This window comes from Pseudomonas corni (genome assembly GCF_057128765.1).
The window spans coordinates 65,195-87,615 of sequence record NZ_JBSKHW010000021.1 but is presented as its reverse complement, the minus strand read 5'-3'; the positions used below and the strand labels follow the sequence as shown (position 1 = coordinate 87,615).

The window sequence follows — 22,421 nt, the reverse complement described above, 5'->3', positions numbered from 1 at the left end:
TTGAGTCTTGTGGCGATCAACGATTGTCCAGGCCGGATGTCCATGTTTGTTGCCCTTTGCCCGGCACATCATTGCGTATGGCGCAGATCCGTTGAGATGCTCTGTACCGAACCTGATGATCACTCCCGGCGCGGGGTGGCGAGGCGGTGTTAAGCTCTCGTCCGGTTTTGGGCATCGAGCCCCGACAGGCATGGACTTCCTTTCAAAGGGTATGTGAATGAGCGACAACACGTTTTATCTGCGGCGCGAAAAACAGTTTCTGGTTTTACTCGGTATCGTCTGCCTCGCCTTGATCGGCGGTGCGTTGTACATGCAGGTGGTACTCGGTGAAGCGCCGTGCCCACTGTGCATCCTGCAGCGATATGCATTGCTGTTCATCGCGATCTTCGCGTTTATCGGTGCGGCCATGCCCGGACGGGTAGGCGTCACGATATGCGAAGCGCTTGTAACTCTGAGTGCCGTGGGCGGGATTGTTGCAGCGGGACGTCATGTGTACATCCAGAGTCACCCGTCCGAGAGCTGCGGTATCGATGTATTGCAGCCGTTCGTTGATGGTTTGCCGTTGGCCTCCATGTTCCCGCTGGGATTTCAGGTTGGCGGGTTTTGCGAGACGCCATATCCGCCAGTTCTCGGATTGTCTTTGGCGCAATGGGCTTTGATTGCATTCGTTTTGACAGTAATCCTCGTTCCGGCCGGAATTATCCGAAACCGCCGAAAAGCTCGATGATTACAAAGTGTTGCGTGCGTTTTTGCCCCGATTCCATTAAGAAATCCGGGGCAGGTAGGTGTTTTTCAGGCGTGATTTATGGCCGCATTTTTACAGTTTCAGAAATTAACTGTTGCGCGATAAGTCATAGTCAATAAAACTTTACGTATCTACAATCGCCCCCACTTAACGCCAGCGAGCACAACTGCTGGCGGAAAATGAGGTCAGAAAGCGCGTTTGCGCTGCTGTAGACGCCATTTTTGGACGGCCTCATGAATCAAATTCAGAATGTCTGCGCCAAAAGGAATTGGTCTGCGAAGGCCGTTGCCACCATTCGAATAAGAAACCACAGCTAAACCCGGATTTGTTACGAGGCTCTCCAGCTTCATGACAGGCCCCTGTTCAATCCAAAAAATTTGCCAGCACCTGGCAGGGTGAAGTGTTGGCGGTCGAAACCCAACTGCGATGCGAAAGCTGCTTTTAGAGGTCGTGAGATGAGTAAAAAAAGGTACCCCAGGTTGTTTGGTTTCTTGGCGCTTTTCAGCATGCTCCTGCTCAGCGGGTGCGATTACACCTTGCTGGACCCCAAGGGCCATGTCGGCATTCAAGAGCGTGACCTGATTGTCACGGCTACGTTGCTGATGTTGCTGGTGGTCGTTCCGGTCATCTTCATGACCATCATCTTCGCCTGGAAATACCGCGCGACGAACAAGGCAGCGACCTATACCCCAGACTGGGCGCATTCAACCAAGATCGAACTCGTGATCTGGCTGGTGCCGCTCGCGATCATCATCGTGCTGGGTTACATCACTTACACCTCGACTCACGCGTTGGACCCTTACCGTCCGCTCGAGTCCGACGTGAAGCCCGTGACTATCGAAGTCGTTGCGCTGGACTGGAAATGGTTGTTCATCTATCCGGAACAGGGCATCGCTACTGTCAACAAAATCGTGTTCCCGGCCAACACTCCAATCAATTTCCGCATCACCTCTGATTCGGTCATGAACTCGTTCTTCATCCCTGCACTGGGTGGCCAGATCTACGCAATGGCCGGCATGCAGACCAAATTGCACTTGATCGCCAATGAAAACGGCGAGTTCGATGGCATCTCCGCCAACTACAGCGGCGCAGGTTTCACCGGCATGAAATTCAAGGCAACTGCAACCTCTCAGGCTGATTTCGACGCTTGGGTTGCCGATGTCAAGAATTCACCTAAACAGCTGGCAACGGCTGAATACGCTGCATTGGCCAAACCTAGCGAACGGAACCCCGTTGAACTCTACTCCACGGTCACTCCTAACCTGTTCCAGATCATCATCGATAAGTATGAAGGTATGAAACCGGGCAAGGTTGTCCACGAGAAGAAAGAAGTGGCCGGTATGGAAGGGATGGACATGGGTAAGCAATCAGCTGCTGGGGCAGAGGAGTAAACGATGTTTGGTAAATTAACTCTAGATGCGATTCCGTTCCACGAACCGATAGTCATGATCACGATCGCCATGATCGCTATCGGTGGTTTGGCGGTGTTCGGTCTGATCACGTATTTCAAGAAATGGACTTACCTGTACACCGAGTGGCTGACCTCAGTCGACCACAAGAAAATCGGTGTCATGTACATCATCATCGCAATGGTCATGCTGCTGCGCGGTTTTGCCGACGCCATCATGATGCGTTCGCAACTGGCACTGTCCACTGAAGGCTCACCGGGCTACTTGCCGCCTGAGCACTATGACCAGATCTTCACCGCTCACGGTGTGATCATGATCATCTTCATGGCCATGCCATTCTTCACCGGCCTCATGAACATCGTTCTGCCTCTGCAGATTGGTGCCCGTGACGTTGCGTTCCCGTTCCTGAACTCCTTGAGCCTGTATCTGCTGATCTCCGGCGTGATTCTGGTCAACGTGTCTCTGGGTGTCGGCGAATTCGCACGTACCGGTTGGGTAGCCTATCCACCTCTGTCCGAACTGGGTTACAGCCCGGGCGTGGGTGTTGATTACTACATCTGGGCACTCCAGCTATCAGGGCTCGGGACAACGCTAACCGGGGTTAACTTCCTGGTGACCGTACTGAAGATGCGCGCACCTGGCATGAAGCTGATGGACATGCCGATCTTCACCTGGACCTGCACCTGGGCAAACGTTCTGATCGTGGCTTCGTTCCCGATCCTGACTGCAACCCTGGCTCTGCTGACGCTTGACCGCTACATGGACTTCCACATTTTCACGAACGAATTGGGTGGTAACCCAATGATGTACGTGAACCTGTTCTGGGCATGGGGTCACCCTGAGGTTTACATCCTGGTGTTGCCGGCTTTCGGGGTCTTCTCCGAAGTCATTTCCACGTTCACCGGCAAACGTCTCTTCGGCCACCACTCGATGATCTACGCCAGTGGCGCGATCACCGTTCTGGGCTTCATGGTCTGGCTGCACCACTTCTTCACCATGGGATCGGGGGCGAGCGTCAACGCCTTCTTCGGTCTGGCGACGATGCTGATTGCCATCCCGACGGGTGTGAAGCTATTCAACTGGCTGTTCACGATCTACCAGGGCCGTCTGCGCTTCACCGCGCCAGTACTCTGGACCCTGGGCTTTATGGTGACCTTCTCGATCGGCGGCATGACCGGCGTTCTGTTGGCCATCCCAGGCGCTGACTTCGTGTTGCACAACAGTCTGTTCGTGATCGCTCACTTCCATAACGTGATCATCGGCGGTGCGGTCTTCGGTTACATCGCAGGCTTCGCGTTCTGGTTCCCGAAAGCGTTCGGCTTCACGCTGAACGAGAAGTGGGGCAAGGCAGCGTTCTGGTTCTGGATCTCCGGTTTCTACGTGGCCTTCATGCCACTGTATGCACTGGGCTTCATGGGCATGACCCGTCGTCTGAACACTACTGACAACCCAGACTGGACTCCGTACCTGCACATCGCCTTCTACGGCGCCGTGCTGATCGCAATCGGCATCGCCTGCCAGTTGATCCAGATCTACGTGAGTATTCGTGACCGCGAGCAAAACCGCGATCTGACCGGTGACCCGTGGAATGCCCACACACTGGAATGGTCAACTTCGTCGCCACCGCCGTTCTACAACTTCGCAGAAATGCCGAAAGCTGAAGAAATCGACGCATTCTATGCGGCCAAGCGTGACGGTGAAGCGTACAAGGTTCCGGCTCACTATTCGGACATCCACATGCCGAACAACACCGCGAGCGGCATGATCATCGGCCTGCTGCTGACCGTGTTTGGCTTCGCGATGATCTGGCACATCTGGTGGCTGGCAATCGTAGGTCTGGGTGGCGCTATCGTGTACTTCATCATCCATGCATCACGTGACGACCAGGGCTACATGGTTCCTGCTTCGGAAGTGGCACGCATCGAAGGCGAACAACACAAGATCCTCGCCTCGGTCCGCAATGCCCAGGCAAACACTCCTGTCAACAAGCTGGAGCAGGCATAAACAATGTCCAACTTAGTATTTGAAGGTGCTAAAGGTCATGACCAAAGTCATGACCATGCCCACGATCATCATGACGCCGGCGAGATGAAAATCTTTGGCTTCTGGATCTACCTGATGACGGACTGCATTCTGTTCGCGTCGATCTTCGCCGCTTACGCAGTGCTGGTTAACAACGTCGCAGGCGGTCCATCGGGACACGACATTTTCGAACTGCCTTACGTACTCGCTGAAACGGCTTGCCTGTTGCTCAGCTCCATTACCTACGGCTTCGCCATGCTGGCGATGCACAAAGGTAACAAGGCGGGCGTTCTGGGCTGGTTGTTCGTAACCTTCCTGTTCGGTCTGGGCTTCATCGGCATGGAAATCAACGAGTTCCACATGTTGATCTCTGAAGGCTATGGCCCGAACCGCAGCGGCTTCCTGTCGGCGTTCTTTACGCTGGTCGGCACCCACGGCGTACACGTCACCAGTGGTCTGATCTGGATGGCTGTCATGATGTATCAAGTCCAGAAGCACGGTCTGACGCCGGGCAATGCCACACGCCTGAGCATGCTCAGCCTGTTCTGGCACTTCCTGGACGTGGTCTGGATCTGTGTGTTCACCGTTGTCTATCTGATGGGGACCATTTAAATGGCAAATTCACATCAACACGCTGACGATGCCCACGCAGGCCACGGCAGCATGAAGAGCTACATGATCGGTTTCGTACTGTCGATCATCCTGACTGCGATTCCATTTGGTCTGGTGATGGTTCCGACTCTCTCGAAAGTCGCGACCTTGTGGATCGTGCTGGTATTCGCGGTGGTTCAGGTACTGGTTCACCTGGTGTACTTCCTGCACCTGGACCGCTCGGCGGCGCAACGTAACAACGTCGTTGCCTTTGCCTTCGCGGGCCTGGTCATCTTCCTGCTGGTTGGCTTGTCGGTCTGGATCATGTTCAGCATCCACACCGCCATGATGGCGCACTGAGGGAACCCCTGATGTCACTGAAGCACTTTATCCAAATCACCAAACCGGGGATCATTTTCGGTAACGTGCTTTCGGTGGCGGGTGGCTTTTTTCTGGCTTCCAAAGGGCATGTCGATTTCGGTCTGTTTCTAGCAGCGATGATCGGCACTTCATTGGTGGTAGCGTCCGGGTGCGTCTTCAACAATTGCATCGATCGTGATATCGACGTGAAGATGGAGCGCACCAAGAACCGCGTGCTGGTTCAGGGGCTGGTTTCCCTGAACATGGCGCTGCTGTTCGCGACAGTGTTGGGTGTCGTCGGTGTTGGCCTGTTGTACACCAAGGCCAACCCGCTGGCAGCGTTGTTCGCAGTGATCGGGTTTGTGATTTACGTCGGCTTCTACAGCCTGTACCTCAAGCGCAAATCGGTTCACGGCACGCTGGTCGGAAGTTTGTCGGGGGCCATGCCTCCGGTTATCGGCTACGTGGCAGTGAGCAATTCTTTCGACCTGGCTGCCTTGACCTTGCTGGTCATGTTCAGCCTCTGGCAGATGCCTCACTCGTACGCAATCGCGATCTTCCGCTTCAATGACTACCTGGCTGCGTCGATTCCGGTTCTGCCGGTCAAGCGTGGTATCCGGGTTGCCAAGCTGCACATCCTGATCTACATCCTGGCATTCCTGCTGGCAACGTTGATGTTGACCTTCGGAGGTTACGCTGGCCTCAATTACCTGGCTGTTGCTGCCGCCATGGGCATGTACTGGTTGTACATGGCCTGGACTGGCTACAAGGCCAAAGATGATGTTGTCTGGGCACGTAAGCTGTTCGTGTTCTCGATCTTCACCATTACGGCGTTGAGCGTGGCAATGTCGCTGGATTTTCAGGTAACTAAGGAGCTGTTAGTCACTTACGCGGCGCCTTGATTGCTTTGATCTGAAACGCAAAACCCCGTGGTTTGAAAGAGCCACGGGGTTTTTTATTGCCAGTTTTACAAGAGAAACGGACCTTGTATGTAGGCCTGCTCCTACTTGCTGGCGAATCTGCCAATGACAAAGCCCCTTGGTTTGCAGCATCATGTATTCGTTATGTATCAGGATTGTCGCCAACGCTGCGACATCCAGTCGCCTCGCTATACAAAAACGAATTATGACTGACCAAAAAACTTCAGGAATTGCGCAAGTGACCGATTCGATACCCCTCGTGTCGATCATCGCGCCCTGCTATAACGCGGAAAAGTACCTGGAAGCCGCGCTCGAAAGCATATTTGCGCAAGACTACGGCAACTTTGAAGTCATCATCGTTGACGATGGGTCGACCGATAAAAGCGTTGCCATGCTTCAGGCGCTGCAAAGCAAATACGACTTTCAGCTTTATTCCCATCCCAATCAGGGTGTGAGCGCGACGCTCAACCTTGGGTTGAAATACGCCAAAGGCGTCTACGTCTCCACCCCGGACCTCGACGACATCATGCTCCCTTCCTCTGTGCGTATTCGCGCGCAGTATCTGGACGAACACCCGGACGTTGGGTGCGTTGGGGCACTGATCGTCTATATGGACAGCGACGGCAATGACACCAAAACCCAGAAGCTCGACGGAATCAAAGCGTTGAGTTTCGATGAAATCCTGGGTGATGCGCTAGTGGTGGGCGCACCGGTTTCGTTGTACCGCATGGACGCTCTCAAAGCTGCCGACTTCTATGATCCCGAGATCAGGGTTCAGGATTTCCAGATGACCCTGAGAATCGCGTATCAGGGCTTTGGGGTACACGTTCTACCTGTGAGCGTCACTCGCTATCGGCGCCACCCAAACAATTTGTCGCGCCGCTACAGAGTTCTGCTGGATGCGGACCTGCGCACCATCGCTCCGTATCAGGCGCATCCGGCGTATAGCCGAGCGCTCACCGCTATTATCAATAAGGCATTGAAGTACGCGGTCGTGACTGACAAGAAGCACGCGTGGAGCCTGCTGCGCTCTATTCCGATTCGCCAGTTCAACAAAACGACGTTGCGCCGGTTCAAACGCTTGCTGTTGCACCGCCAGCGCAGCTGATAGTTCGTCACGTGCGCCCTGTAATTCCCTTCGGACTTTTCAATGAAACTCCTCGAACTCCTCAAAGCGCGTAAGACCAGAAAGCGATTGCGTCAAATGGACAAGCTCGAAAGGGCTGCTGAAAAGATTCGGCTGCGATATCCCCGCTATGAAGTGGGCACCGGTACATACGGTATTCCCGAAGTTTTCGAGTTTGGCGACGAGACGATTCTGCGCGTGGGGTCCTATACATCAATCGCGGCCGGTGTGCGCATTTTGTTAGGGGGAGAGCACCGCACTGACTGGCTGACCACCTATCCATTCCCCGCCATGATGGCTGGCCTTGAGGACATCAAGGACTACGCACCGAGCAAAGGCGATGTAGTCATCGGTAGCGATTGCTGGATTTGCGCGGATGCGATGATTCTCTCCGGCGTCACTATCGGGCATGGCGCGATCGTCGCCGCAGGTGCCGTCGTGACCCGAGACGTTGCGCCGTTCGCGGTGGTTGGGGGGAATCCTGGTAAATTCATACGCTGGCGATTCGACGAAGAACTGCGTCAACGATTGCTGGTTGCCGCCTGGTGGGACTGGCCCATGGAGGAGGTTAAATCCGTGGCGCGAATGCTTTCAGGTTCCGACATGGATGCATTTCTGGCGTATATCGATACTCGACAAGCCACCTCTGCAATTGTTCACCCTGTCCGTCATGCCCTCATTCAGTAGGCACTGCCTTCTGTGCATCCTGCGTGGCCTCTTTCGTAGGACCGAGCACAATTGCCAGATGGCGCAGGTCCTCGATTACGACGCTGAAGCTTTTGCCCGACGGGCTTGCCACCAGCGTACCCAGCGCAAATACAGTGAAGAAGCGCACCTCGTCGGCGTGACTGAGCAATTCGCTGATATAGCGTGCTGATCGATAGGCCTGCATCTGCGCTGGCGACACGTACAGTGTCACCAGTTTGCCCTGCAGCCGATCAAAAAATTTGAATTTGAAGCCTGCCCCGTAGCGCTCGACCAGTGCGCCGCCGTACAGCACGCGGCGCTCATCGCCCGTCTGAGCGAATTTGATGTGGCGGAAATAGGCGCGCAATGTCGTTTCACCCTGGCCGGGTACGCGCAGGGTCAAAAGGCTGAATTCTTCCTTGGCCAGCTGTGCTTGTGCCTGACGAAAGCTGTCCACCAGTCGCTCGAAATTATTGGTGCGAGTTTCGCTGGATTTTGGTGGCCGGGCTTTTTCGGAAGAGGGTTCACGAGGCTGTAGTTCGGATGGGCGAACGTCGTCTGAAATAGCCGCGGCAGGCTCAGACTTTGCCTTCTCTTTTATCGACGGGTCGAACACATCAATGTAGTCGTCCAGCTTGCGCTTGGCTTTGCGCAGCGCGCTTAGGTCCTCTGTTTCGTCCGCGACCTCAACGTCCTCGACAGCAGCTTCGTCTACCCATTCGCATTCGGCGGTATGCTCGTAATTGGGATTAGCGCGGAAATGCGCGGCGACGAACGTCGGGTTTTCCTGCGGCTTCACGTCGTATCGCACGCCGGTAATCTTCACTCCCCGCTCACGGCAGGCCTCGGTCGAGCACAAGAAGCTGAACCGGGTTCGCGGCAGCTCCTGCGAAAAATACTCCCGCCGCGCCGCCACGATCGACAACTCCGTCTGCAACTCGACGCAAAACGCGCGGGTGATGCTTTTGCTGGTCTTCATTCGAGGCGTCGAGTCCGTGCCGAGGTTTTGAGGAATGATGCTGAATGGAGTATCGCGGCCGCAGTAGATAGATCAAACGTGCAACGTATCGGCCTTAATCACCACTTCATATTCCAAGCGGCTCACTCCCCCGGCACCGCTAACCACTCACCAACCACCTTCTGATAAGCCCCGGTTGCCTTGCTCAGCTTGAGCCATTGATCGACGTAGCTTTTCCAGGCCACGTCATCGCGGGGCAGCAGGTAAGCCTTTTCGCCGTATTGCATGTATTTCGCCGGATTGACGGTGCACAGGCCGGGCATACGTTTCTGCTGGTAGAGCGCTTCGGATGCGTCGGTGATCATCACGTCTGCCTGCTTATCCAAGAGCGCTTGAAATATGGTTTTGTTGTCGTGAAAAGCGAGATTCGCGTTGGGCAGATAGGCATGCACAAACGCCTCGTTCGTGCCTCCTTGAGGTTCGATTACACGCACTGAAGCCTGATTGATCTGCTCGACCGTTTGGTAGCGAGCCTGGTCCTCGCAGCGCACCAGTGGGACTTTGCCGTCGATGTCTAGCGTGCTGCTGAAAAACGCTTTTTTCTGGCGCTCCAGCGTCACCGATATGCCGCCGACACCGATGTCGCACTTGCCGGCAACCATGTCCGGCATCAGGGTTTTCCAGGTGGTTGGCACCCATTGCACCTTCACGCCCAGACTCTGCGCCAGCGATTGCGCCAGTTCGATATCGATCCCTTCGTATTGGCCATCGGGCCGTAGAAATGTGTAGGGCTTGTAATCGCCAGTGGTGCAGACCGCCAATTGGCCCTGCTCAATGATCTTATCCAGATGCGAGGGTGACTCCTGCGCATGGGCGATGCTCGACAATCCCAGCAGCAGGCTGGCAGTAATGCATTTGTTCATGTGTCGATACCTCTTCGATTAGACCCTGCCGGTTGTTTTAAGAGGAAAACCGGCAGAAGGGAAGTCAGTCTTGAGGTGATTTAAGCGTTTTAGACTTTGCACGGTAATGCCGGAACAGCGCGACAGCGCATGCGAGGACCACGACGACTATCGCTATTGGCAAACGATACGGTTTGAGATTGCCGAGCATTTGTTCAAGAAACTCGCCAGCCCAATAACCGGCGCTCGCGAAAATCGTTGCCCACACCACGGCACCGACGAGATTCACCAGTGAGAAACGAATCGCAGATAACCGACTGGCGCCGATCACCATGGGGCCCACCAACCGCATGCCGTAGAGAAAGCGTACGGAGAAAATAGATGCAGTGGGGTAGCGCTCAATCAGCCCGGAAACGCGCTTGATCGCGGCGTCATGGCGATGCAGGCGCGGCAGCAGTCGTGACCCGAAATAGCGCCCGGTCCAGAACAGGATTTGGTCGCCCAGCATGCCGGCAACACTGGCGTATGCGATGACCGGCCAGAGACTCAAGATGTGCTGGTGTGCGGCCATGCCACCCAGCAGCAGAATGGTCTCGCCTTCCAACAAGCAGCCAACAAATACTGCCCAGTAACCGTAGGTGGCAAGCAAATAATTGACGTCGATATGTTCAAACATACGAAATGCGCGGACCTTGAATGATGGGATTGCCGCAGGAGGTCCCGGCGGATTACGTAGTCCGATTCCGGGCTGCGCAAGCTGTTCGACCCGGTGCGTGTCGGAACAGTTCTGTCCGGTTTGCGAGATGCGCACACGATGCAGGATTCAAGTCCTGCGTTGGCTAATCAGCGAACTCTGCCTCCAGTGCCGCCAGATCTTTTTCAATCACTTTCATCAACATTTCCCACTCGCCTTGGGTGCGTTTGAGCGCTTCGCCTTCGCGTGAGTAAAGAAAGTCGATGACATTGGCAGTCTCCTTGGTTCGGCTGGCGGGGCGAAACGCATCCATGCTCAGGACGCGCGCAAGCATGTCCAGTTCAGTCGCATGATTGACCCACTGCCAGTTGTCCTTGATCACCACTTTGTCGAGCAAGACGCACTGCTTCTTGAACGCCCGCAGACTGACGCCAAAAGGGCTGGCACTCAGCAATGACGTGATTCGAGCACCTTCGCTATTTGCTTTATCGACCGCGTTGGGTCCGAAGAACCACTCGTTGAAACTCATCTCGATTTCGCGAAACGCCACATTGGCCTCCCAGATAATCCCGAGGGCTTTGTTGTGAATCATCTCGTTTTTCCACGCGCGATATGCCTTGAACGCAAGCCCGACGAGCCCGATCGCGGCCAGCGCCTGCACAAGCGCAGAGACAGAATTGATGACGTCATACGCACGCGCCGACCCCGAAATGCCCGCGCCGGTGTACGACTCGTAGAAGACCGCGCCTGTTATCGCCGCCAAGGCAAACAGCGCGCAGTAAAAGCCAAACGCATAGGGATCTCTCATTATTGTTTTTATCCCATCAGCCAGGTTCAGAGGAAGGTCCAACGGCTATGGATCAGTCAGGTTTAAGGCTAGTAGATATCGGCGGAGTCTGCAGATATGCGGGCTGGCAAAACGACGGTTTGAGAGGGCAGGGCGCAAGTGGCGTGGTCAAATAACGCCCACAAAAAAACCGGCTCAAACGTGGCCGGTTTCTTCGTTTTTCAAGTCTGGTAAGGACTTGAATTTGCTGCTGTTTGGTGCCCCGAGGGAGACTCGAACTCCCACTCCTTTCGAAAACGGATTTTGAATCCGCCGCGTCTACCAATTCCGCCATCAGGGCTCAATGGCGGCGAAGTATAGAGAGGGTCCGACCGTTGGTCAATCATGTTTCATGGTCAATTTTAACTATTTCCGCTAAACTTTCCGGCCCTGCTAGACGAACCCCATCATGCGCGTTGCTGACTTTACCTTCGAGCTCCCTGATTCCTTGATCGCTCGCCATCCTTTGGCCGAGCGACGCAGCAGCCGTTTGCTGACCCTTGATGGGGTGAGTGGCGCGCTGGCCCACCGTCAATTTGCTGATTTGCTGGAGCATTTGCTTCCTGGCGATTTGATGGTGTTCAACAATACTCGCGTGATTCCGGCGCGGCTGTTCGGCCAGAAGGCGTCGGGCGGCAAGCTGGAAATTCTCGTTGAGCGCGTCCTCGACAACCATCGTGTGCTGGCGCATGTGCGTTCCAGCAAGTCGCCCAAGCCTGGCTCATCGATTCTTATCGATGGTGGTGGCGAGGCCCGGATGGTCGCGCGGCACGACGCGCTCTTCGAGCTGCATTTCGCTGAAGAGGTCCTGCCGCTGCTCGAGCGCGTAGGGCACATGCCGCTTCCTCCTTATATTGATCGCCCGGACGACGACGCGGATCGCGAGCGTTATCAAACGGTCTATGCGCAGCGGGCCGGTGCGGTAGCTGCGCCGACGGCTGGGCTGCATTTTGACCAGGCGATGATGGATGCCATCGCGCAAAAAGGCGTTGAGACCGCGTTCGTGACCCTGCACGTCGGCGCCGGTACGTTTCAGCCGGTGCGCGTCGAGCGCCTTGAAGACCACCACATGCACAACGAATGGCTTGAAGTGAGCCAGGAAGTGGTCGATGCCGTGACCGCGTGCCGTCAGCGTGGCGGTCGAGTGGTTGCTGTAGGCACCACCAGCGTGCGTTCTCTCGAAAGCGCCGCGCGCGACGGTGTACTCAAACCGTTCAGTGGCGACACTGACATTTTCATCTTTCCAGGCCGCCCCTTTCATGTGGTCGATGCGCTGGTCACCAATTTCCATTTGCCTGAATCCACTCTGCTGATGCTGGTTTCGGCGTTCGCCGGCTACCCGGAAACCATGGCCGCCTACGCGTCGGCTGTGGAAAACGGCTACCGCTTCTTTAGTTACGGTGATGCGATGTTCATCACCCGCAATCCCGCGCCGACTGCTCCCCAGAGTGCGGCCCCTGAGGATCTAGCATGAGTCGCACTTGTCGTATGTCTTTCGAGCTACTGGCCACTGATGGCAAAGCTCGCCGTGGTCGTCTGACTTTTCCCCGTGGCGTGGTCGAAACTCCGGCGTTCATGCCAGTAGGTACCTACGGCACGGTGAAGGGCATGCTGCCTCGGGATATCGAAGCGACTGGCGCGCAGATGATTCTCGGCAATACCTTTCACCTGTGGCTGCGTCCAGGCACCGAAGTGATCAAGCGCCACGGCGACCTGCACGATTTCATGCAGTGGAAAGGCCCGATCCTTACCGACTCCGGTGGCTTTCAAGTCTTCAGTCTGGGCGCGATGCGCAAGATCAAGGAGGAGGGCGTGACCTTCGCTTCCCCGGTCGATGGTGCAAAAGTTTTCATGGGTCCGGAAGAGTCGATGCAGGTCCAGCGTGATCTGGGCTCCGACATCGTGATGATCTTCGACGAATGTACGCCTTATCCGGCTGACGAAGATGTGGCGCGCATTTCCATGGAGCTGTCCCTGCGCTGGGCCAAGCGTTCGAAAGTTGCCCATGGCGAAAACACCGCCGCGCTGTTCGGCATTGTTCAGGGTGGCATGCATGAAGACTTGCGCATGCGCTCGCTCGAAGGCCTGGACGAGATCGGCTTCGACGGGCTAGCCATTGGCGGCCTGTCAGTGGGCGAGCCCAAGCACGAGATGATCAAGGTGCTGGACTACCTGCCAGGCCGGATGCCCGCTGACAAACCTCGTTACCTTATGGGGGTAGGCAAGCCTGAGGACCTCGTTGAAGGTGTGCGCCGCGGGGTCGATATGTTCGACTGCGTGATGCCGACCCGCAACGCGCGCAACGGTCATTTGTTCATCGACACCGGTGTTCTGAAAATCCGTAATGCGTTTCACCGTCACGATGATTCGCCGCTTGATCCTACTTGCGACTGCTACACCTGCCAGAACTTCTCGCGCGCTTATCTGCATCATCTGGACAAGTGCGGCGAAATGCTGGGAAGCATGCTTAATACGATCCACAATTTGCGTCATTATCAGCTGCTTATGGCTGGTTTGCGCGAGGCTATTCAACAGGGTACATTGGCCGCCTTTGTCGATGCCTTCTATGCCAAACGCGGGCTTGCAACGCCGCCGCTGGACTGAATGACAGCCGGTCTTTCTGCTTCTTATTAAAATTATGCAACTGGAGTGCTAAATGAGCTTTTTCATCTCTTCCGCTTTCGCGGACGCTGCTGCACCTGCTGCAGGCCCTATGGGTGGTGGCTTTGAATGGATCTTCCTGGTCGGCTTTCTCGTCATCTTTTATCTGATGATCTGGCGTCCACAAGCCAAGCGTGCCAAAGAGCAGAAAAACCTGCTGGGCAACTTGCAGAAGGGCGATGAGGTTGTAACTTCCGGCGGTATCGCCGGCAAGATCAACAAAGTGACCGACGACTTCGTTGTTATTGAAGTTTCCGACACTGTTGAATTGAAGATCCAGAAGGGCGCTATCGCTGCAACCCTGCCCAAGGGCACTCTGAAAGCCATCTGATTCCAGTCTTTTACCAATCGACGGGGCGCGCAAGGCGCCCCGCGTTATAAGCAGGCGGCGTGATGTTGAACAAATACCCTCTGTGGAAATACATCCTGATCCTGGCTGTGCTGGTGGTCGGCTTTATATATTCCGCACCCAATCTCTACCCTGATGACGCGGCCATTCAGGTCACCGGCGCAAGCACTGCGCTGCAGGTCAATCAGGCTGATCTGGATCGTGTAAGCAAGGCGCTTACCGATGCCGGTATCGCGGTCAAGGGCGCGACTCTGGCCGAGAATGGCAAGGGCGGTTTGTTGCGTCTGACCAAGCAGGAAGACCAGCTGCCAGCCAAGGATGTCGCTCGCAAGGCGCTGGGCGACGATTATGTCGTTGCACTCAACCTCGCTCAGACGACGCCAAAGTGGCTGCGCAATATCGGCGCCACCCCAATGAAGCTGGGCCTGGACCTTTCTGGCGGCGTACACTTTTTGCTCGAAGTGGACATGGACAAAGCGCTCAGCGCTCGTCTGAATGTCTATGAGGGTGAAGTCAAAAGCCTGCTGCGCAAAGAGAAGCTGCGTTATCGCAGCCTGCCTCAGGTCGATGGTGGCATTCAGCTCGGTTTCAGCGATGCTGATTCCCGCGAGCAAGCCCGTGCATTGATCCGCAAGAGCTTCACAGATTTCGAAATCACTCCAAGTGATCGTGGCGAAATGCCGACCCTGCGCCTGGCGATGACGCCGGCCAAGATTGCTGAAATTCGCGAATACTCGATCAAGCAGAACTTGACCACGGTGCGTAACCGCGTCAACGAACTGGGTGTTGCAGAGCCGCTGGTTCAGCGTCAGGGTGCCAACCGCATCGTGGTCGAACTGCCAGGCGTGCAGGACACCGCAGAAGCCAAGCGTATTCTGGGCAAGACGGCCAACCTTGAGTTCCGTCTGGGCGCTGGTCCCGATGACAGCAAAGCCACCACAGAAATGTTCGAGTTCCGCGAAGGCGGACGTCCTGCTGCGCCGGTCGAGCGTAACCTGATCATCACTGGTGACCAGGTTACCGACGCCAAGGCGAGCTTCGACGAGCACGGTCGTCCGCAGGTGAATATCAACCTGGATGGTCATGGTGGTGACTTGATGAGCCGCGCGACTCGCGCCAACGTCGGTCGCAGCATGGCGGTGATCTTCATCGAGCAAAAGCCGCTCACTACCTACACCAAGCAAACCGTCAACGGCGTCGAGAAAGACGTGCCGGTCCAGACGTTCAAGGAAGAAAAAAAGATCATCAGTCTGGCGACAATTCAGTCGCCGCTGGGTGCTCAGTTCCGTATCACTGGCTTGAACGGTCAAGGTGAAGCTTCCGAGCTGGCTCTGCTGTTGCGCGCCGGTGGTCTGGCTGCGCCGATGTACTTCGCTGAAGAGCGCACCATCGGTCCGAGCCTGGGTGCTGACAACATCACCAAGGGTATCGATGCATCCTTGTGGGGCATGTTGTTCGTGTCGTTGTTCATCATCGCCATCTACCGGTTCTTTGGTGTGATAGCGACCGTGGCCCTGGCGCTGAACATGGTCATGCTGCTGGCCTTGATGTCCCTGCTGGGTGCGACACTGACCCTGCCAGGTATCGCCGGTATCGTCTTGACCATGGGTATGGCGGTGGACGCCAACGTGCTGATCTTCTCGCGGATACGTGAGGAGCTGGCCAACGGCATGACCGTGCAGCGTGCGATCAACGAAGGTTTCGATCGTGCCTACACAGCGATTCTCGACGCCAACCTGACGTCGTTGCTGGTCGGCGGGATTCTCTACGCCATGGGTACCGGCCCGGTCAAAGGGTTCGCCGTGACCATGTCGCTCGGGATCTTTACCTCGATGTTCACAGCCATCATGGTGACCCGCGCAATGGTCAACCTGATTTATGGCGGTCGTGACTTCAAGAAGTTGTGGATTTAAGGGGCTGACATGAAACGTACCATCAACTTCATGGGTGTTCGCAACGTTGCGTTCGGCATCACCATGCTGCTTACCGTACTGGCGCTGTTCAGCTGGTTCCATAAAGGCCTCAACTTCGGTCTGGACTTCACCGGCGGCACGCTCATCGAGCTGACGTACGAGCGTCCTGCTGACCTGGGCAAGGTTCGTGACGAGCTGGCCTCTGCCGGTTATCACGAAGCGGTCGTGCAGAGCTTCGGCGCGACAACCGATCTGCTGGTGCGTATGCCAGGGGAAGATCCGCAGCTAGGCACTCAGGTTGCCGAGGCGCTGCGCAAGAACGGCGCCGATAACCCTGCGACCGTCAAGCGCGTCGAGTTCGTCGGCCCTCAAGTGGGTGAGGAGCTTCGCGATCAGGGCGGCATCGGCATGTTGCTCGCCCTCGGCGGCGTACTGATCTACCTGGCGTTCCGCTTCCAGTGGAAGTTTGCAGTCGGGGCAATCATCTCGCTGATTCACGACGTGGTCGTGACGATGGGTATTCTGTCGTTCTTCCAGGTGACGTTCGACCTGACGGTGCTCGCGGCGGTGCTGGCGATCATTGGTTACTCACTCAACGACACCATCGTGGTATTCGACCGGGTTCGTGAGAACTTCCGTCTGCTGCGCAAGGCCACGCTGATCGAGAACATCAACATCTCCACTACTCAGACCCTGCTGCGTACGATTGCAACGTCGGTATCGACTCTCCTTGCGATCATCGCGCTGTGGGCCTTCGGTGGCGATAGCTTGCACGGCTTCTCGGTCGCGCTGTTCATCGGCGTCTTGGCAGGTACGTACTCGTCGATCTACATCGCCAACGTGGTGTTGATCTGGCTGAACCTGCGCAGTGAAGATTTGCTGCCGCCTGTGACTGCCGAGAAAGTGGACGATCGCCCGTAAGGCGTTTCCCCACCGGTTGTCATCCAAAAGGCGCGAGTGTTGAACTCGCGCCTTTTTTTGTGCTCCAAGGCTGGGAGTAGCGCGAGCAATCGCGTTGAAGATCCTCAGGAGGTTCAAGTGAACAAATCGTTGCTAGTTGGTGCTGTATTGGGTGCTGTCGGCGTAACTGCCGGGGGTGCTGTGGCAACCTATAGCCTCGTTAAAAGCGGTCCTGAATACGCGGACGTGCTCGCCGTCGAGCCCGTCAATGAAAAGATCAAAACCCCGCGTGAGGTCTGCAAGGATGTAGCGGTTACCCATAGAGCGGCCGTCAAGGATCAGCACCAGATCGTCGGTAGCGTGCTGGGTGCGGTGGCTGGCGGGTTACTGGGCAATCAGGTCGGTGGTGGTAACGGCAAAAAGATCGCAACAGTCGCCGGTGCGGTCGGCGGCGGTTATGCCGGTAACAAGGTTCAGGAAGGTATGCAGAACCGCGATACCTACACAACTACCGAGACCCGCTGCAGTACGGTCAACGACATCAGCGATAAGGTTGTTGGCTATAACGTTAAGTACAAGCTCAATGACAAGGTCGGTCAGGTCCGTATGGATCGTGATCCGGGCGACAAGATTCCTGTCAATAAAGACGGTCAGCTGGAGTTGAGTCAGGCGAGTCAGTAATCCCCTGATGGGCTGAAGTAACAAAAGCACCCTCGGGTGCTTTTGTTGTTTTACGGCCAGACATTTAGCAGGCAATAAAAAACCGGCCAATGGCCGGTTTTTCGCGAGCTTCGAAAACTCAGCGCTTCAGCGATGCTGGAACGTGCGGAGCGATGGAAGTCAGAACAGCTTTGAAGCACTTGGTGTTGCCTGCCACGATGTGACCTTTCTCAAGGAAGTCGTGGCCGCCATTGAAGTCGCTGACCAGGCCGCCTGCTTCCTGAATCAATAGGGCGCCAGCAGCCATGTCCCACTCGGACAGGCCCGACTCCCAGAACGCATCGAAGCGGCCGGCTGCAACATAGGCCAGATCCAGGCTCGCTGCGCCAGCGCGACGAATCCCGGCAGTCTGGCCAACCAGGCTGCGGAACATGTCCAGGTAGCTTTCCAGGTTATCCAGCTGGTTTTCGCGGAACGGGAAGCCGGTGCCGAGAAGGGCGCCTTCCAGGCTCTTGCGATTGCTGACCCGCAGACGACGACCGTTTAGCGCTGCGCCACGGCCACGGCTGGCGGTGAATTCTTCCTGGCGAACCGGGTCCAGAACCACTGCGTGCTCAAGGCGACCACGGTATTTGCAGGCGATGCTGACAGCGAAGTGCGGTACGCCGCGCACGAAGTTGGTGGTGCCGTCCAGTGGGTCGATGATCCACAGGTAGTCGGTGCCTTCGCCGCTGCCTTCATGCAGTCCGCTTTCTTCGCCGAGGATGCCATGAGTAGGGTAAGCCTTGCGCAGGGCAGTGATGATGCTCTGCTCGGCGGCGCGATCGATCTCGGTTACGTAGTCTTTCGCGTCTTTTTCGTCGACCTTGATGGTATCCAGGCGCTCGATGGAGCGGAAAATCAATTCGCTGGCGCTGCGGGCGGCGCGCAGCGCGATATTCAGCATGGGCTGCATGGATGTATCACCTAGGTCGTTAAAGAGAGCCGGGCATTCTATGGGTAATCCCGACCGATTTCCAGCGCGAGTTCGTCTGCGGGCAGTGCGCAGAGTGTTGCTCATGCCGCAAAACGTGGCTCATGGGCTAATGTCGATGCGGTAAAGCGCAATGACCGTCGCACGGGTTCGTGGCGTTACGTGGGGCGTTTCTGTAAGATTCTTTCCCCAATTTCATCTGCTAGTGAGACCTCACCTTTGCTGCAAAATATTCGTGTTGTTCTGGTCGGTACCAGCCATCCGGGAAATATCGGTGGCGCTGCTCGTGCCATGAAAAACATGGGCCTTTCGCGTCTGGTGTTGGTTGATCCTGCCGTTTTCCCGCATCACGAGGCTGATGCCCGGGCCTCCGGTGCCAGCGATATTCTTGAGAACGCTCAGGTGGTCGCGACGCTCGAAGATGCCTTGGTGGGCTGCAATCTTGTTCTAGGCACCAGTGCCCGGGATCGCCGCATTCCCTGGCCGCTGCTGGACCCGCGAGAAGCCGGAATCAAATCCGTGGAGCATGCCGCGCTGGGTGAAGAAATTGCCTTGGTCTTCGGCCGGGAATACGCCGGACTCACCAATGAAGAGTTGCAGCGCTGTCATTATCACGTCCATATCCCGTCAGATCCCGAATTCAGCTCTTTGAACCTGGCAGCAGCTGTTCAGGTGCTGAGCTATGAAGTGCGGATGTCCTGGCTGGCGGCAGACGGTCAGGCAAGCAAAACGGAAAAATTCGAAGTGAATTCGGTGCGCAGTACCGAGCTCGCGACAATGGATGAGATGGAGAAATTCTATGAGCATCTGGAATCGACTCTCGTCACCATCGGTTTCCTCGATCCAGAGAAGCCGCGCCATCTGATGGCCCGGCTGCGCCGCCTTTATGGGCGCTCGGCAGTTAATCGATCCGAAATGAGTATTTTACGAGGCATCCTCACCGAAACCCAAAAGTCGGCCAACGGTGAGCCCCATAAGCGTAAGGATCAGTGATGTTCGAGCGTCTGCGTGAGGATATTCAGAGCGTCTTCCACCGAGACCCGGCGGCCCGCAATGCGTTTGAGGTGCTGACCTGCTATCCGGGCATGCACGCCATCTGGTTGCATCGGCTTTCGCGGTTGCTGTGGCTCAGCGGTTTCAAGTGGCCTGCCCGAATGGTGTCGAATTTCGGTCGTTGGTTCACGGGCATCGAAATTCATCCGGGTGCCACGGTCGGTCGCCGGTTTTTCATCGATCACGGGATGGGCATCGTCATTGGCGAGACCGCTGAAATCGGTGATGACGTGACGCTGTATCAGGGCGTCACCCTGGGCGGTACCAGTTGGAACAAAGGCAAGCGTCACCCGACCCTGGAGTCTGGCGTAGTAGTCGGTGCTGGAGCGAAGGTCCTGGGGCCATTCACCGTTGGGGCAGGCGCCAAGGTGGGCTCGAATGCTGTTGTGACCAAAGCGGTTCCTGCCGGCGCGACGGTGGTGGGTATACCTGGCCGCATCATTATGAAGTCCAGCGACGAAACCGAAGCCAAGCGCAAGGCCATGGCCGAAAAGCTTGGTTTCGATGCCTATGGGGTCAGTGAAGACATGCCTGATCCGGTGGCCAAGGCCATTGGGCAATTGCTAGATCATCTCCAGGCTGTGGACGTTCGCCTGGAGGATATGGGTGATGCCCTGAAAAAGATCGGCTGCCAGTACCGGGAACAGGAGCTCCCGACGCTACAGAAAGATGTATTCGACTGCGTCCAGGATCGTAACGAAACCAAGACTGGCTGAATGGGAAAGACAACGGCCGCCAGGAGCAATGGCGCGCGTGCCCTTTGAGGTTCGGATTTGCTATGATGCTGCCGCTGTTTTGCGGGTAATCCCGACTAACCCGCTAGGTCTTATAGTTGACTTAAATACTCGGGAATAGCATACTCGGCTCCATTCCGAACCTCCGCGGTATATGCCATGCGATTGACTACAAAGGGCCGATACGCTGTAACTGCCATGCTTGACCTGGCGTTGCACGCGCAGCATGGGCCAGTGTCTCTTGCCGATATTTCCGAGCGGCAGGGCATTTCCCTTTCCTACCTTGAGCAACTGTTCGCCAAGCTGCGCCGCAGCAATCTGGTGTCCAGTGTGCGCGGGCCGGGTGGTGGCTATCAGCTTTCCCGCAACATGCAGGGCATTCAGGTTGCTCAAGTGATCGATGCGGTCAACGAGTCTGTCGATGCCACTCGCTGCCAGGGGCTCGGCGATTGCCATGCTGGCGATACCTGTCTGACCCACCACTTGTGGTGCGACCTCAGTCAGCAGATTCACGAATTTCTAAGCGGTATCAGTCTGGCCGACCTTGTCACTCGCCGTGAGGTACAAGAAGTCGCTCAGCGTCAGGATCAGCGTCGTTGCAACAGCAAGACGTCTCAGCTGGACAAGATTGAAACATCCGCCGTTGAGTGAACGCAGATGAACGCGCGGCGCGCCTGCCCGATAGGAGATATTCAATGAGATTGCCGATTTACCTCGATTACTCCGCGACGACCCCGGTCGATCCGCGTGTTGCTCAGAAAATGAGCGATTGCTTGCTGGTTGACGGAAACTTCGGCAACCCTGCATCGCGCTCCCACGTCTTTGGCTGGAAAGCTGAAGAGTCGGTTGAGAACGCTCGCCGTCAGGTCGCGGACCTGGTCAACGCTGACCCTCGTGAGATTGTCTGGACATCCGGTGCTACCGAATCCGACAACTTGGCGATCAAAGGCGCTGCCCATTTCTATTCCACCAAAGGCAAACACCTGATCACCTCCAAGATTGAGCACAAGGCTGTCCTCGACACCATGCGCCAACTGGAGCGTGAAGGTTTCGAGGTCACTTACCTCGATCCGCAGGAAGACGGCCTGATCACCCCATCGATGATCGAAGCGGTCATGCGTGACGACACCATCCTGGTTTCGATCATGCACGTGAACAACGAAATCGGTACGGTCAACGACATTGCTGCCATCGGTGAGCTGACTCGCTCACGTGGCGTGTTGTTCCACGTTGACGCAGCGCAGTCTACTGGCAAGGTCGAAATCGACCTGGCCGCGCTCAAAGTCGATTTGATGTCCTTCTCCGCTCACAAGACCTATGGCCCTAAAGGCATCGGCGCGCTGTACGTTAGCCGCAAGCCGCGTGTTCGCATTGAAGCGGCCATGCATGGCGGCGGTCACGAGCGCGGCATGCGTTCCGGCACTCTCGCAACTCACCAAATCGTGGGTATGGGCGAAGCCTTCCGTGTTGCCAAAGAAGACATGGCTGCAGAGAACCTCCGTCTCAAGGCGTTGAGCGATCGCTTCTATAAGCAGGTTGAGCATCTGGAAGAGCTGTACGTCAACGGCAGCATGACTGCCCGCGTACCGCACAACCTGAACCTGAGCTTCAACTATGTCGAAGGCGAGTCGCTGATCATGGCGCTTAAGGATCTGGCGGTGTCTTCAGGTTCGGCCTGTACATCGGCGTCTCTGGAGCCTTCTTACGTGCTGCGTGCGCTGGGTCGTAACGACGAACTCGCACACAGTTCGATTCGCTTTACCTTCGGCCGCTTCACCACCGAAGAAGAAATCGACTACGCCGCACAGAAAGTCTGTGAGGCCGTGACCAAGCTGCGCGCTCTGTCGCCGCTGTGGGACATGTACAAAGATGGCGTCGATATCTCGAAGATCGAGTGGGCGGCGCACTAATTTAAAGTCGCCTACCACACGGGCCGCG

Annotated in this window: 23 protein-coding genes and 1 tRNA gene; 18 read left to right on the top strand and 6 right to left on the bottom strand. The window is 56.2% G+C overall.

Going from position 1 to position 22,421, the window contains the following annotated elements; translation table 11 throughout:
- The first annotated feature begins 217 nt into the window (after window positions 1-217).
- The 8 genes from ACWKV9_RS25580 (at window position 218) to ACWKV9_RS25545 (ending at window position 7,860) form a co-directional block, all read left to right on the top strand.
- Complete coding sequence (locus ACWKV9_RS25580; RefSeq protein WP_483838887.1) at window positions 218-727, top strand: disulfide bond formation protein B; 510 nt, start codon at window positions 218-220, stop codon at window positions 725-727.
- A 473-nt stretch (window positions 728-1,200) separates the two neighbouring features.
- On the top strand, window positions 1,201-2,136 hold the full coding sequence (cyoA, locus tag ACWKV9_RS25575; protein WP_483838886.1) for a ubiquinol oxidase subunit II: 936 nt from the start codon (window positions 1,201-1,203) through the stop codon (window positions 2,134-2,136).
- Window positions 2,137-2,139: 3 nt separating this feature from the next.
- The gene (cyoB, locus tag ACWKV9_RS25570; RefSeq protein WP_483838885.1) at window positions 2,140-4,158 is read left to right on the top strand and encodes a cytochrome o ubiquinol oxidase subunit I; all 2,019 of its coding nucleotides are present in this window, start codon (window positions 2,140-2,142) and stop codon (window positions 4,156-4,158) included.
- A gap of 3 nt (window positions 4,159-4,161) precedes the next feature.
- A complete protein-coding gene (locus ACWKV9_RS25565; protein WP_483838884.1) occupies window positions 4,162-4,788 on the top strand; it encodes a cytochrome o ubiquinol oxidase subunit III in 627 nt (208 codons plus the stop codon).
- Window positions 4,789-5,127 carry a cytochrome o ubiquinol oxidase subunit IV gene (gene cyoD, locus ACWKV9_RS25560; protein WP_483838883.1) on the top strand — a complete coding sequence of 113 codons (339 nt, stop codon included), beginning with the start codon at window positions 4,789-4,791 and terminating at the stop codon, window positions 5,125-5,127. It begins immediately after the preceding gene.
- An 11-nt stretch (window positions 5,128-5,138) separates the two neighbouring features.
- The gene (cyoE, locus tag ACWKV9_RS25555) at window positions 5,139-6,029 is read left to right on the top strand and encodes a heme o synthase (protein WP_483838882.1); all 891 of its coding nucleotides are present in this window, start codon (window positions 5,139-5,141) and stop codon (window positions 6,027-6,029) included.
- Window positions 6,030-6,252: 223 nt separating this feature from the next.
- Window positions 6,253-7,155, top strand: a complete 903-nt coding sequence (locus tag ACWKV9_RS25550) for a glycosyltransferase family 2 protein (RefSeq protein WP_483838881.1) — start codon at window positions 6,253-6,255, stop codon at window positions 7,153-7,155.
- A gap of 42 nt (window positions 7,156-7,197) precedes the next feature.
- Window positions 7,198-7,860, top strand: a complete 663-nt coding sequence (locus ACWKV9_RS25545) for a CatB-related O-acetyltransferase (RefSeq protein ID WP_483838880.1) — start codon at window positions 7,198-7,200, stop codon at window positions 7,858-7,860.
- Here the strand turns inward: ACWKV9_RS25545 and ACWKV9_RS25540 are convergent.
- The 5 genes from ACWKV9_RS25540 to ACWKV9_RS25520 all read right to left on the bottom strand — a co-directional run bounded on the left by ACWKV9_RS25540 (window position 7,850) and on the right by ACWKV9_RS25520 (window position 11,541).
- The gene (locus ACWKV9_RS25540) at window positions 7,850-8,839 is read right to left on the bottom strand and encodes an ATPase (protein ID WP_483838879.1); all 990 of its coding nucleotides are present in this window, start codon (window positions 8,837-8,839) and stop codon (window positions 7,850-7,852) included. The two genes, ACWKV9_RS25545 and ACWKV9_RS25540, sit on opposite strands and share 11 nt — an antisense overlap.
- Before the next feature lie 122 nt (window positions 8,840-8,961).
- Entirely contained in the window at window positions 8,962-9,741 is a 780-nt protein-coding gene (locus ACWKV9_RS25535) for a transporter substrate-binding domain-containing protein (protein WP_483838878.1), read from the bottom strand.
- A 64-nt stretch (window positions 9,742-9,805) separates the two neighbouring features.
- Window positions 9,806-10,396 (bottom strand): DedA family protein, encoded by a 591-nt coding sequence (locus tag ACWKV9_RS25530; RefSeq protein WP_483838932.1) that lies wholly within the window; start codon window positions 10,394-10,396, stop codon window positions 9,806-9,808.
- A gap of 163 nt (window positions 10,397-10,559) precedes the next feature.
- The gene (locus ACWKV9_RS25525) at window positions 10,560-11,222 is read right to left on the bottom strand and encodes a hypothetical protein (RefSeq protein ID WP_483838877.1); all 663 of its coding nucleotides are present in this window, start codon (window positions 11,220-11,222) and stop codon (window positions 10,560-10,562) included.
- Between the two features lie 234 nt (window positions 11,223-11,456).
- Window positions 11,457-11,541: transfer RNA gene (locus ACWKV9_RS25520), tRNA-Leu, on the bottom strand.
- A gap of 108 nt (window positions 11,542-11,649) precedes the next feature.
- Here ACWKV9_RS25520 and queA point away from each other — a divergent pair.
- The 6 genes from queA to ACWKV9_RS25490 all read left to right on the top strand — a co-directional run bounded on the left by queA (window position 11,650) and on the right by ACWKV9_RS25490 (window position 17,744).
- Window positions 11,650-12,714 (top strand): tRNA preQ1(34) S-adenosylmethionine ribosyltransferase-isomerase QueA, encoded by a 1,065-nt coding sequence (gene queA, locus ACWKV9_RS25515; protein WP_483838876.1) that lies wholly within the window; start codon window positions 11,650-11,652, stop codon window positions 12,712-12,714.
- 14 nt (window positions 12,715-12,728) lie between these two features.
- Window positions 12,729-13,844, top strand: coding sequence for a tRNA guanosine(34) transglycosylase Tgt (gene tgt, locus ACWKV9_RS25510; protein WP_483838931.1), 1,116 nt, complete (start codon window positions 12,729-12,731; stop codon window positions 13,842-13,844).
- Window positions 13,845-13,896: 52 nt separating this feature from the next.
- On the top strand, window positions 13,897-14,232 hold the full coding sequence (gene yajC, locus ACWKV9_RS25505; protein ID WP_020292183.1) for a preprotein translocase subunit YajC: 336 nt from the start codon (window positions 13,897-13,899) through the stop codon (window positions 14,230-14,232).
- A gap of 62 nt (window positions 14,233-14,294) precedes the next feature.
- Window positions 14,295-16,163, top strand: coding sequence for a protein translocase subunit SecD (secD, locus tag ACWKV9_RS25500; RefSeq protein ID WP_483838875.1), 1,869 nt, complete (start codon window positions 14,295-14,297; stop codon window positions 16,161-16,163).
- Between the two features lie 9 nt (window positions 16,164-16,172).
- Complete coding sequence (secF, locus tag ACWKV9_RS25495; protein WP_483838874.1) at window positions 16,173-17,084, top strand: protein translocase subunit SecF; 912 nt, start codon at window positions 16,173-16,175, stop codon at window positions 17,082-17,084.
- A 117-nt stretch (window positions 17,085-17,201) separates the two neighbouring features.
- Window positions 17,202-17,744 (top strand): glycine zipper 2TM domain-containing protein, encoded by a 543-nt coding sequence (locus ACWKV9_RS25490; protein WP_483838873.1) that lies wholly within the window; start codon window positions 17,202-17,204, stop codon window positions 17,742-17,744.
- 118 nt (window positions 17,745-17,862) lie between these two features.
- Here the strand turns inward: ACWKV9_RS25490 and suhB are convergent, their stop codons facing one another.
- A complete protein-coding gene (gene suhB, locus ACWKV9_RS25485; RefSeq protein ID WP_483838872.1) occupies window positions 17,863-18,678 on the bottom strand; it encodes a type III secretion system regulator SuhB in 816 nt (271 codons plus the stop codon).
- Window positions 18,679-18,915: 237 nt separating this feature from the next.
- Between suhB and trmJ the strand changes: the two genes are divergently transcribed.
- The 4 genes from trmJ to ACWKV9_RS25465 all read left to right on the top strand — a co-directional run bounded on the left by trmJ (window position 18,916) and on the right by ACWKV9_RS25465 (window position 22,393).
- On the top strand, window positions 18,916-19,689 hold the full coding sequence (gene trmJ, locus ACWKV9_RS25480) for a tRNA (cytosine(32)/uridine(32)-2'-O)-methyltransferase TrmJ (protein WP_483838871.1): 774 nt from the start codon (window positions 18,916-18,918) through the stop codon (window positions 19,687-19,689).
- Window positions 19,689-20,465, top strand: a complete 777-nt coding sequence (gene cysE, locus ACWKV9_RS25475; RefSeq protein ID WP_483838870.1) for a serine O-acetyltransferase — start codon at window positions 19,689-19,691, stop codon at window positions 20,463-20,465. Before trmJ ends, cysE begins: the two co-directional genes overlap by 1 nt.
- A gap of 177 nt (window positions 20,466-20,642) precedes the next feature.
- A complete protein-coding gene (gene iscR, locus ACWKV9_RS25470) occupies window positions 20,643-21,134 on the top strand; it encodes a Fe-S cluster assembly transcriptional regulator IscR (RefSeq protein ID WP_483838869.1) in 492 nt (163 codons plus the stop codon).
- A gap of 44 nt (window positions 21,135-21,178) precedes the next feature.
- Window positions 21,179-22,393 (top strand): IscS subfamily cysteine desulfurase, encoded by a 1,215-nt coding sequence (locus ACWKV9_RS25465; RefSeq protein WP_483838868.1) that lies wholly within the window; start codon window positions 21,179-21,181, stop codon window positions 22,391-22,393.
- Window positions 22,394-22,421: the final 28 nt, after the last annotated feature.

Bases quoted from the DNA above. Each gene is read 5' to 3' on its own strand.
- cysE (WP_483838870.1), top strand. From the start codon at position 19,689: ATGTTCGAGCGTCTGCGTGAGGATATTCAGAGCGTCTTCCACCGAGAC.
- iscR (WP_483838869.1), top strand. From the start codon at position 20,643: ATGCGATTGACTACAAAGGGCCGATACGCTGTAACTGCCATGCTTGAC.
- ACWKV9_RS25530 (WP_483838932.1), bottom strand. From the start codon at position 10,396: ATGTTTGAACATATCGACGTCAATTATTTGCTTGCCACCTACGGTTAC.
- ACWKV9_RS25540 (WP_483838879.1), bottom strand. From the start codon at position 8,839: ATGAAGACCAGCAAAAGCATCACCCGCGCGTTTTGCGTCGAGTTGCAG.
- cyoD (WP_483838883.1), top strand. From the start codon at position 4,789: ATGGCAAATTCACATCAACACGCTGACGATGCCCACGCAGGCCACGGC.
- secF (WP_483838874.1), top strand. From the start codon at position 16,173: ATGAAACGTACCATCAACTTCATGGGTGTTCGCAACGTTGCGTTCGGC.
- yajC (WP_020292183.1), top strand. From the start codon at position 13,897: ATGAGCTTTTTCATCTCTTCCGCTTTCGCGGACGCTGCTGCACCTGCT.
- ACWKV9_RS25580 (WP_483838887.1), top strand. From the start codon at position 218: ATGAGCGACAACACGTTTTATCTGCGGCGCGAAAAACAGTTTCTGGTT.
- suhB (WP_483838872.1), bottom strand. From the start codon at position 18,678: ATGCAGCCCATGCTGAATATCGCGCTGCGCGCCGCCCGCAGCGCCAGC.
- ACWKV9_RS25535 (WP_483838878.1), bottom strand. From the start codon at position 9,741: ATGAACAAATGCATTACTGCCAGCCTGCTGCTGGGATTGTCGAGCATC.
- ACWKV9_RS25465 (WP_483838868.1), top strand. From the start codon at position 21,179: ATGAGATTGCCGATTTACCTCGATTACTCCGCGACGACCCCGGTCGAT.
- ACWKV9_RS25525 (WP_483838877.1), bottom strand. From the start codon at position 11,222: ATGAGAGATCCCTATGCGTTTGGCTTTTACTGCGCGCTGTTTGCCTTG.
- cyoE (WP_483838882.1), top strand. From the start codon at position 5,139: ATGTCACTGAAGCACTTTATCCAAATCACCAAACCGGGGATCATTTTC.
- ACWKV9_RS25550 (WP_483838881.1), top strand. From the start codon at position 6,253: ATGACTGACCAAAAAACTTCAGGAATTGCGCAAGTGACCGATTCGATA.
- cyoB (WP_483838885.1), top strand. From the start codon at position 2,140: ATGTTTGGTAAATTAACTCTAGATGCGATTCCGTTCCACGAACCGATA.
- tgt (WP_483838931.1), top strand. From the start codon at position 12,729: ATGTCTTTCGAGCTACTGGCCACTGATGGCAAAGCTCGCCGTGGTCGT.
- cyoA (WP_483838886.1), top strand. From the start codon at position 1,201: ATGAGTAAAAAAAGGTACCCCAGGTTGTTTGGTTTCTTGGCGCTTTTC.
- secD (WP_483838875.1), top strand. From the start codon at position 14,295: ATGTTGAACAAATACCCTCTGTGGAAATACATCCTGATCCTGGCTGTG.
- ACWKV9_RS25545 (WP_483838880.1), top strand. From the start codon at position 7,198: ATGAAACTCCTCGAACTCCTCAAAGCGCGTAAGACCAGAAAGCGATTG.
- ACWKV9_RS25565 (WP_483838884.1), top strand. From the start codon at position 4,162: ATGTCCAACTTAGTATTTGAAGGTGCTAAAGGTCATGACCAAAGTCAT.
- queA (WP_483838876.1), top strand. From the start codon at position 11,650: ATGCGCGTTGCTGACTTTACCTTCGAGCTCCCTGATTCCTTGATCGCT.